The sequence below is a fragment of the Pantoea sp. ME81 genome (assembly GCF_903970985.1).
Taxonomy (GTDB): Bacteria; Pseudomonadota; Gammaproteobacteria; order Enterobacterales; family Enterobacteriaceae; genus Pantoea; species Pantoea communis.
Genome location: NZ_CAJCKS010000184.1, coordinates 1 through 9,032, shown reverse-complemented (window position 1 = coordinate 9,032; position 9,032 = coordinate 1). Strand labels below are relative to the sequence as shown.

Here is a 9,032-nt window from a genome sequence, read left to right as displayed (position 1 = left end):
TTTACCTTTTAAATCCCACAAGGCCATATCGACGCCAGACAGTGCGTTGTTCATGACCGGGCCATTTCGCCAATAGCCACTCACCGCAGCCGATTGCCAAATATCCTCAATACGCGCGGGATCCTTACCTATTAAGAACGGTTTCATGTAGTTGTCGATAGCAGAGGCGACGGCATGAATACGTTGTGTAAACGTCGCACAGCCTAAACCGTATAACCCAGGTTCACTGGTTTCAATTTTGACCACCACCAGGTCAATACCGCCCGGTGCAGTGAGAATGGTTTTTACGTTGGTAATCTTAAGTTGGCTCATGCTAATCCTCATTAATCCTGTATGATGTCCTACATGCTAGAAGTATAAAAAAAGCCGCAATGGGCTTTTCCTATGTTCAGTTATGGCGTACATCTTCGATAGCGTGCACGTTATGGGTCATCGCACTGTTCAGCGTCTCTGTTGCCAAATCTGCATCACGATTTTTCAGCGCCATAAATACCTTAATGTGGGCTTCAACGCTCTCAAGCGTAATGCCCAGCACACGGTTTAACTCTTCGAGATAATGCACATAGATGCCTTTGAGTGACTCCATAACATGAATAAAAATTTTGTTATGCGAAGCTTTCACGATGGCCAGATGGAAGTCGTAGTCTGCCAGGGAATACTTCTTGTAATCATCCCGATTAACCAGCATGCGATTGAGCGCACTCTCTAACGCATGAATGTCTTCATCAGTCGCATTCTCTACAGCCAACTCCATGCAACGAAACTCAACGGTTTGGCGAAACACGCGCATATCGTCAAACTCTTCCTGAGACAGATGCAAAATCGGCTGATTGTCGCTGAAGGCCCCATAGCGCGCGACATCCCGGGTAACATAAGTCCCCTTGCCCTGATGCGTGATGACGATACCTAAATCACGTAACTTTTGCACAGCACTGCGCACGCTGACTCGGCTAACCTGGAAGGTGGCCGTGAGTTCTGCTTCAGAAGGCAACTTACAGCCCGGCTCCCAGATGCCATCCTGAATGTTCTGCTTCATCTGTTCGTAGATCACGTCCACGATATTGTGTTTTTGAATACTTGCCAGCGCCACGTTGCTCACTCACTTGTCCTACATGTTGGTCTTTTTAACTTTTTCACTCTCCTGGCACAAGGCGTTTTTTCTTTTATCACGCTTAACCCTTTTGACTAGAATTATAAAAACACATCAATTTCATGCAGTTGATGCGTTATTTACTATTTCCAGCTCCTGCTACCTGATCCCATTTTTGTGAAACAGTCTGCAATTTATTGATCAGGTTATTGCTGCTACTTACAACCTCACGTACAACTTTTACACCAACTTGTTAGTCATGTTACATGAGGAATTATCATGCACTCCCTTTTTGATTTAACGGGAAAAACGGCCTTGATTACCGGTTCAACGCGTGGGCTCGGTTTTTCCTATGCCACGGGATTAGCGCAAGCTGGCGCTTCTGTCATCCTCAACGGCACTCGCGAACAGCACATGCATCACGCGTTAGCACAGTTAAAAGCCCAGGAATTTAATGCGCGGGGCTTTCTCTTTAACGTCGCAAACGAGGATGAGATAGAGCGCGTTTTCGCACAGCTTGATGAAGAAAATATCCACGTCGATATCGTCATCAATAATGCGGGCATTCAGTTCCGTAAACCTATGCTGGAGCTGGCGTTAAGTGACTGGCAGCGTGTAATAGATGTGAATCTCACCAGTGCCTTCCTGGTGGCTCGTGCCGCAGCGCGGCGTATGGTGGCGCGCAACAGCGGTGGCAAAATTATCAACATCGGCTCACTCACGAGTGAAGCCGCTCGCGCCACCGTTGCCCCTTATACCGCAGCAAAAGGCGGTATCAAATTACTGACGAAATCGATGGCAGCTGAATGGGCAGTCCATAACATCCAATCGAATGGCATCGGGCCGGGCTATATCCTCACCGACATGAACAGTGCGCTGGTAGAAAATCTGGAATTTAATCAATGGGTTTGCAATAGCACACCCTCAGGGCGCTGGGGTAAACCTGATGAGTTGATTGGCACAGCGGTGTACCTGGCCTCCTCTGCCTCTAACTACGTCAATGGACAAATGATTTATGTCGACGGCGGTTGGCTCGCCACGCTTTAGACCAACGTCATTTAAAAATGCATTTCCAGACTCACTGTACCCTCCCCTTAAAACGATAAGAGGTCAGAACATGAATCAGACCATTTCAGGGACACTATCTAATAAACGTTGGGGGCGGCTCATTCCCATCGCCTTCATCACCTACAGCCTGGCTTATTTGGATCGAGCAAACTACGGTTTCGGCGCTGCAGCTGGACTCGCAGAAGACCTCAACATCACACCGGCAATATCGTCGCTGCTGGGCGCACTATTCTTCCTGGGTTATTTCTGTTTTCAAGTGCCAGGCGGTATCTATGCAGAGAAACACTCAGCCAAGCGATTGATTTTCTGGAGTCTCATCCTTTGGGGGGCGCTGGCTGCTGCAACAGGAATGGTGCATAACGTTGCACTTTTAGCGGCCGTACGTTTTCTTCTGGGTGTCGCCGAAAGCGTTGTCATGCCCGCAATGCTGATATTTCTCAGTCATTGGTTCACACGGGAAGAGCGTTCCAGAGCAAATACCTTCTTGTTTCTAGGTAATCCCATCACAGTTTTGTGGATGTCGATCCTTTCAGGATACTTAATCAATTCCTTTGGTTGGCGTGGGATGTTCATTATCGAAGGTGCGCCAGCCATCATTTGGGCGGTCATCTGGTGGGTGATATACGCCGATCGACCAAAAGACGCCAAATGGTTAAGCGATACGGAAAAACGTGCCATCGAGAATGCGCTGGCTGAAGAACAACAAGCCATAAAACCCGTTAAAAACTATCGCGAAGCATTTCGTTCACCCAAAGTGCTTGCCCTTGCTTTCATCCATTTCTTTTGGAACATAGGCATGTACGGCTTCATTATGTGGCTGCCCTCGATGCTCAAAACGGCATCTGGATTAGGCATCGTGGCAACCGGTTGGCTATCTGCAGCCCCCTATCTGCTGGCCGTTCCACTGATGTTAACCGCGTCCTGGTACTCTGATAAATTTCAGCAGCGCAAAGCTATCGTTTTGGCTTTCCTCGGGCTGGGGGCCGTTTGTTTTATTGCATCCTTCACCCTCGGCGCATCTCATTTCTGGATTTCCTGGTCACTTCTGGTCATTGCGGGAGGAGCAATGTATACGCCGTATGGTCCATTCTTCGCCGCCATACCTGAAATGATCCCGCGCAACGTTGTAGCCGGTGCAATGTCATTTGTCGTTTGTTTTGGCGCATTAGGGTCATTCGTCGGCGCCTGGATTGTGGGTTACTTAAATGGTTTGACCGGGAGTCCGGCTGCTTCATATGTCTTTATGGGCGCGTCTCTAGTGGTTGCTGTGCTTTTAACCGCACTGACCCGGTTTAGTAACGCATCGAACACGTTAACCCACGCCACCACTGCGCACTGAGAAAGGTCAATCCATGACAGCTAAACCCACCCGTACCCGTTTCTCCGTGCTGGCGATGTTGTTTGTTGTAACGGCCATTAACTATATGGACCGTGCCAACCTCTCCGTGGCGGGTTCTCATATTCAGGGAGACCTGGCGCTCTCACCGACTCAGCTCGGATTGCTGTTTTCAATGTTTACCTGGTTCTACGCCATGAGCCAGATTCCCGTGGGATATCTGCTGGATCGCATCGGATCCCGCTGGCTGTATGGTAGCGCGATTGTGCTGTGGAGCGTGTTCACCTTATTAATGGGGTTTGCTTCGCACCATCTTTTCGCCACCGCCACTGCTTCTTTTATGATGTTGCTGGCTTGCCGTGCTTTGGTGGGGATCGCTGAAGCCCCCTCCTTTCCTTCGAATACCAAAATCATTGCGACATGGTTCCCTGATCACGAGCGTGCTCGCGCAACGGCAACCTATTCCAGTGCGCAATACATTGGGCTCGCACTCCTTACCCCTCTACTTTCCCTGATCGTAAGTAAATGGGGCTGGGAGATGTCGTTTTACATTTCTGGCGCGGTCGGCATTGTATTTGGTTTTTACTGGCTGATTCGCTATCGCGATCCGCAACACAGCACGCAGGTAAATAAAGGTGAACTGGATATTATTCGCCAGGGTGGCGGCTATGGTTCTGAAGTAAAAGGGGCAAATACCCGGGTGAACTGGCCTGAAGTGCGCTTCATCTTGCGTCAACGCACCACCTGGGGGCTGTTTATTGCCCAGTTCGCAGCGTCGTCCACGCTCTACTTTTTCCTGACCTGGTTTATTGTCTATCTGGAGAAAGGATTGCACCTGTCGATCGACAAAGCAGGGATTGGCGCCATGTTCCCTTACCTCATGGCCATGGCTGGTGTGTTGTGCGGCGGTACATTAAGTGATCTGCTGCTGAAGCGCGGCCGCAGCCGTACCTTTGCGCGTAAACTTCCTGTGATGACAGGAATGTTGCTGACCTGTTCTATTGCACTGGTGAATTTCTTCCAGGACCAACCCGTGATAGCGATTGGTATCCTGTCTGTCGCCTTTTTCGCCAATGCTTTCTCCAATCTCGGTTGGGTGGTATGCAGTGATGTGATTCCTCGTCACCTGATTGGTACCATTGGTGGATTTCTCAATATCTTCGGTAACTTGTCCGGTATCGCCAGCCCCATCATCATCGGCATTATTTTGCAACGCACGCAAAACTTTCAATACGCGATGTGGTACATCGCGGCTGTCGCTCTGGCAGGTTTCCTCGCCTATCTGTTCCTGGTGGGAAAAATCGAAGTCATGGTTCCTCCAGAAGAACAACCGGCCCCACGTGACAAAGAGAAATATAAGACACCTTCAAATGCTTAGGAGTAATCATGCAGCATAAAACGGTTAAAGCCGTCATGGTGGCGGGAGCCAATGATGTACGGTGTGAGAATCAAGATATTGCCTGGAACAGCGATCAAGTGCTGGTGAAAGTGGAGCGCGGGGGAATCTGTGGTTCCGATATCCATTATTTCTTGCATGGTCGGGCAGGTATGTCGGTATTGAAGTCGCCGATGGTGTTAGGGCATGAATTTGTTGGCATCGTTGAGCAAGCACCACAGGCAAGCAGCCTGCATGCAGGGCAACGAGTGGCCATCAACCCATCGCAACCCTGCCAGCAGTGCGATATCTGCCGCTCAGGTAAACAAAATCTCTGCCGCTCCATGCGATTCATGGGAAGCGCACAGTTTTACCCTCATGTTGACGGTGGATTCGCCCAGCATGTGGTGGTCGCGCCAGAGCAGTGTATCCCTTATGAAGATAATGTTGAGGCAAAGGTGATTGCCTTCGCCGAACCGCTAGCTGTGTGTATTCACGCCATCAAACAGGCTGGGGATTTAACGGGCAAACGCGTTTTGGTGACTGGCGCAGGACCGATTGGATGTCTGGTGATTGCAGCGGCTTTAGCTTCAGGCGCGACAGAAGTGGTGGCGACCGATCTCAGCGAACGTTGCCGCACGTTGGCATTAAAAATGGGAGCGGCCTCGGTCTGGGACCCGCGAGATGAAGAAGTCGTTGCCGGATGGCGTGAACAAGGTGGCCGCTTCGATGTGTGTTTTGAGGCCTCCGGCGCTGCCGCTGCCGTCGCCTCAGTCGTTGCCTATACCCGACCCGGCGGGATTATCGTGCAACTTGGTATGGGTCAGGCTGAAATCACCTATCCCATCGGTCCTCTCTTGGTTAAAGAGGTTCAATTACGCGGCTCGTTTAGGTTCGTCGATGAATTTTCCACTGCCGTACGTTGGCTGGAGACGGGGAAAATTGATCCTCTGCCGTTACTGTCCGCTGAAATGCCGATGGACCAGGCGGTTGCCGCACTCGAGTTGGCGGCTGACAAAGAAAGGGCCGCAAAAATGCAGTTAGTTTTCTAGGTTTCAGATACAGCAAAGCCGCCCGAAGGCGGCCTTAACGCTGAAGCGGAAACTAAACTTATTTGTACAGCTCTGCAGTCATGTGCACACGGTTGTTGGTGTTTGCTTCAGTGATTTTATACTGTGCGCCCTGCTCTTGTGCCACTGCGGCAACTTTTGCTTCTGCACCGTCAAGAGTTGAAGACTCTACGGAAATGCTTTGTGCAAAGCTGGCGGCAGACATCAGTGAAAGAGCGGCAGCAGCGGCGATGGTCAGTGTTTTAATGGTTTTCATGGTCATATTCCTTTGGGTTATTGATGAAGGCTGTGTGCCTTCGATGAAATAATGATAACCTTAGTTATCGTTTCTATATTAACTATTAGTGCGATAATGATGATCGAGCTAATTATTGTTCGCAAGCAAGGTGCGCACGGTCGAGATAAACTGCGGCCACTGATGGAAACGCATCACCGGCATGTGTGCATGACGCTGCGTGCGCAGCGCTTCAACAAATGCATTGGCTTGCTGATCAATCTGGTCATGATTCTGTTTCATGATGCGGTCTCCACTGCATTACGCCTCTCAACGAAAAAGGCCGCCCCGTAAGGCGGCCTGCTCCGGCACTTCCCTGTGCAACCATCCGATAATTATTTGTACAACTCAGCGGTCATGTGCACGATATTGCCGTCGCTGGCTTCAATGATTTTGTATTGTGCGTTCTGCTGATGTGCCTGAGCAGCGATTTTCGCTTCCGCACCGTCCAGAGTCAGTGAAGTGGCAGATACTGTTTGAGCAAAGCTGGCAGCAGACATCAGTGAAAGAGCGGCAACAGCGGCGATTGACATTGCTTTGATAGTTTTCATGGTCATATTCCTTGGTTTGTTTGATGAGAAGGCTGTGTGCCTTCGATGGAAGTGATAATAACCAAGTAAACTATATACATATTAACTATTAGTGCGATCATTATGATCGCACTAATAGTTAATTCTCTTAAGACAGATTCAAAGATTCAATCACTTGTCGCACTTCCCACTGATCTTCGCTGGATAATGCCCGGAGTGGGCGTGGCAAATTATTCTCGTCCGCCAGGCCCAGGAGAGTCGCCGCAGCCGCCATCACTCGGATGCTGCCACCATGTTGACGAAACAGCGCCCAAAGCGGGGCTAACCGTTGGGACTGCTGGGCGACTGCAGTGAAATCCCCTGCCTGAGCGGCTCGGGTAAGCGCTAATGCCGTGTTGGGGAACAAGCCACCACACACGGAATACCAAACCTCACATCCTGCCATCAGACCGTTACCCGCTGAGGCATCGCCGCTGACGCCGATACTAATGCGTTCAGGCAGTTGCGCACGCAGTGCGCTCACCCGCTGGGTAGCCGCTGACATTTGGTCAGGAACACCGGGGATTTTTATCGAAGCTATGTTGGAAAGCGCGGCTATCCGTGCGTAAAGATCATTTGTGAACTCGGTGTGGGTCGTGCCGGGATTATCATAAACGCAGATGGGCAGCGAAACATTCCGCGCCACCTCGGCATAGAAGCCAAACACTTCTTCTTCAGTGAGCTTTTGGTAGGAAACAGCAGGTAATAATAAAGCGCTTACGCCTGCATGCTGCGCATCTTCCGCCAGTCGCAGCACCTCATCTGTGCTTGTTGCGCCAATGCTAACCATCACCGGAATGCCATCCGCATGCTGTACGGCCAGCGTCGCCACGCGCTTGCGCTGCTCGCGGGTGAAATAGGCGTAGCTACCGGTTGAACCCAGCACGCCCAGTGAATCGACTTTTGCCGTTGTTAGACGCGCGAGAAGCGAGAGAAAGGATTTTTCATCAATGCCTGTCGCATTGACCGGGGTCAGCGGAAAGGCACTAAGACCTGAAAACATAGCCAGCTCCTGTTAGATAACGTAAAAGCGCATCTTAACAACAGCTGACCATTTGTCATAGGACAAAGCCGCTAGCGTTTGTTCTTTCTTCTGAAACCTAACCAGAACAGCCCCAGCACCACGATGAACCCGGCAGCGGCCATGCCGATGTGCGACACCAGCATCAGCGGCGAAGCATCACCACCAGCACGCAGTGATTTCACTCGCTCCTCGCTGATCTGCACCTTGCTGTGCCCGATATCTTGCATCACATAGTTAGTCAGCGCAGCGATTTGGTGGTCGTTGAGTTGACCGGCAAAGCCAATCATCCCTTGCCCTTTTTCAGGCCAAACGCCTTGCAGTACTGCCATCGCCACATTGTCCGCATTGGGCTTATTCAACACCGGATGATTTTGTAATGCCGGCAGTCCATTCAGCCCCTCGCCTGTCAGGTTATGGCAGGATGCACAGTTATTGCGATAAATCTGTGCGCCTTCGCTTAATACCGCCTGCGGCGTATCGTCACCTCTTACCAGCGTCCAGCGATTGGCCTGCGCAGGTTCAGCAGTGGCGCTATCCTGTGGTAACAAATAAGTCGCAATAGCCTGGCGATCTTCTGCTGTCATACGCGAGAAGCTCTTATCGATCGCTTCCAGCATCGGACCGCCCGCCGTTGCGCCGTTGCTGGCGTGGCCAGTTGCAAGATACTGCGCCAACATTTCACGTGTCCAATGCGGTTTGCCCTGCAAGGCTGCCGCCGTGATATCAGGTGCAAACCAGGTACCGAGTGACGCACCCTGCAAGTTTTTGTCCTGCTGTTCCGCCATCAGGAAATTACGTGGTGTGTGGCACGTGCTGCAGTGGGTTAACCCCTGTACCAAATAGGCACCGCGATTCCATTCTTCTGACTGCTTCTCGTCCGGCTGGAAGGGCTTGCTGTCCATAAACAACAGATTCCAGGCTGCCATGCTGAAACGCAGATTGAAGGGGAACGGCAATGCCGTTTTCTCAGGCTGAATATCTACCGGCTGCACACCCTGCATAAAGTAGGCATACAATGCAGCGACATCCTCATCGGTGAGCTTCGCGTAAGCGGTATACGGCATCGCCGGATAAAGCTGACTGCCATCACCGCGAACCCCTTTACGCAACGCATCGGCAAACTGCTGCTCGCTGTATTGGCCGATCCCCGCCGTTTTAGAGGGGGTGATATTGGTACTGAAGATCGTGCCCAACGGGCTGGCAATCGCGTGGCCGCCACTGAAAGG

10 protein-coding genes and 1 pseudogene are annotated in these 9,032 nt (G+C 51.1%); 4 read left to right on the top strand and 7 right to left on the bottom strand.

Translation table 11 applies throughout. The features are described from left to right. Positions 1 to 312 (bottom strand): annotated as a pseudogene (locus H7A81_RS23030) (starvation-sensing protein RspA); the annotation flags it as partial. Positions 313 to 388: 76 nt separating this feature from the next. After that, positions 389 to 1,090 (bottom strand): FadR/GntR family transcriptional regulator, encoded by a 702-nt coding sequence (locus H7A81_RS23025; RefSeq protein WP_182058824.1) that lies wholly within the window; start codon positions 1,088 to 1,090, stop codon positions 389 to 391. 279 nt (positions 1,091 to 1,369) lie between these two features. Between H7A81_RS23025 and H7A81_RS23020 the strand changes: the two genes are divergently transcribed. The 4 genes from H7A81_RS23020 to idnD all read left to right on the top strand — a co-directional run bounded on the left by H7A81_RS23020 (position 1,370) and on the right by idnD (position 5,921). Further along, entirely contained in the window at positions 1,370 to 2,137 is a 768-nt protein-coding gene (locus H7A81_RS23020; RefSeq protein ID WP_160834269.1) for an SDR family oxidoreductase, read from the top strand. 70 nt (positions 2,138 to 2,207) lie between these two features. Continuing rightward, on the top strand, positions 2,208 to 3,497 hold the full coding sequence (locus H7A81_RS23015; RefSeq protein WP_160834270.1) for an MFS transporter: 1,290 nt from the start codon (positions 2,208 to 2,210) through the stop codon (positions 3,495 to 3,497). A 13-nt stretch (positions 3,498 to 3,510) separates the two neighbouring features. Then, complete coding sequence (locus tag H7A81_RS23010) at positions 3,511 to 4,872, top strand: MFS transporter (protein WP_182058822.1); 1,362 nt, start codon at positions 3,511 to 3,513, stop codon at positions 4,870 to 4,872. A gap of 8 nt (positions 4,873 to 4,880) precedes the next feature. After that, positions 4,881 to 5,921, top strand: a complete 1,041-nt coding sequence (gene idnD, locus H7A81_RS23005) for an L-idonate 5-dehydrogenase (protein ID WP_182058821.1) — start codon at positions 4,881 to 4,883, stop codon at positions 5,919 to 5,921. Between the two features lie 58 nt (positions 5,922 to 5,979). Here idnD and H7A81_RS23000 read toward each other — a convergent pair whose 3' ends face one another. From H7A81_RS23000 to H7A81_RS22980, 5 genes are all read right to left on the bottom strand, one after another. Then, positions 5,980 to 6,195 (bottom strand): YdgH/BhsA/McbA-like domain containing protein, encoded by a 216-nt coding sequence (locus tag H7A81_RS23000; protein ID WP_034829897.1) that lies wholly within the window; start codon positions 6,193 to 6,195, stop codon positions 5,980 to 5,982. Positions 6,196 to 6,303: 108 nt separating this feature from the next. Then, the gene (locus tag H7A81_RS22995) at positions 6,304 to 6,456 is read right to left on the bottom strand and encodes a hypothetical protein (RefSeq protein ID WP_182058820.1); all 153 of its coding nucleotides are present in this window, start codon (positions 6,454 to 6,456) and stop codon (positions 6,304 to 6,306) included. Between the two features lie 92 nt (positions 6,457 to 6,548). Then, positions 6,549 to 6,764: a YdgH/BhsA/McbA-like domain containing protein gene (locus tag H7A81_RS22990; protein ID WP_097119047.1), complete on the bottom strand. Its 216-nt coding sequence runs from the start codon at positions 6,762 to 6,764 to the stop codon at positions 6,549 to 6,551. A 127-nt stretch (positions 6,765 to 6,891) separates the two neighbouring features. Further along, positions 6,892 to 7,785, bottom strand: coding sequence for a dihydrodipicolinate synthase family protein (locus tag H7A81_RS22985; protein WP_182058819.1), 894 nt, complete (start codon positions 7,783 to 7,785; stop codon positions 6,892 to 6,894). A 71-nt stretch (positions 7,786 to 7,856) separates the two neighbouring features. After that, positions 7,857 to 9,032 (bottom strand): cytochrome c (locus H7A81_RS22980; RefSeq protein ID WP_182058818.1); only part of this gene is annotated, 1,176 nt, incomplete at its 5' end.

Excerpts from the sequence above, each read along its gene's own strand:
- H7A81_RS23020 (WP_160834269.1), top strand. The coding sequence starts at position 1,370 with ATGCACTCCCTTTTTGATTTAACGGGAAAAACGGCCTTGATTACCGGT.
- H7A81_RS23015 (WP_160834270.1), top strand. The coding sequence starts at position 2,208 with ATGAATCAGACCATTTCAGGGACACTATCTAATAAACGTTGGGGGCGG.
- H7A81_RS23010 (WP_182058822.1), top strand. The coding sequence starts at position 3,511 with ATGACAGCTAAACCCACCCGTACCCGTTTCTCCGTGCTGGCGATGTTG.
- idnD (WP_182058821.1), top strand. The coding sequence starts at position 4,881 with ATGCAGCATAAAACGGTTAAAGCCGTCATGGTGGCGGGAGCCAATGAT.
- H7A81_RS23000 (WP_034829897.1), bottom strand. The coding sequence starts at position 6,195 with ATGAAAACCATTAAAACACTGACCATCGCCGCTGCTGCCGCTCTTTCA.
- H7A81_RS22995 (WP_182058820.1), bottom strand. The coding sequence starts at position 6,456 with ATGAAACAGAATCATGACCAGATTGATCAGCAAGCCAATGCATTTGTT.
- H7A81_RS22990 (WP_097119047.1), bottom strand. The coding sequence starts at position 6,764 with ATGAAAACTATCAAAGCAATGTCAATCGCCGCTGTTGCCGCTCTTTCA.
- H7A81_RS22985 (WP_182058819.1), bottom strand. The coding sequence starts at position 7,785 with ATGTTTTCAGGTCTTAGTGCCTTTCCGCTGACCCCGGTCAATGCGACA.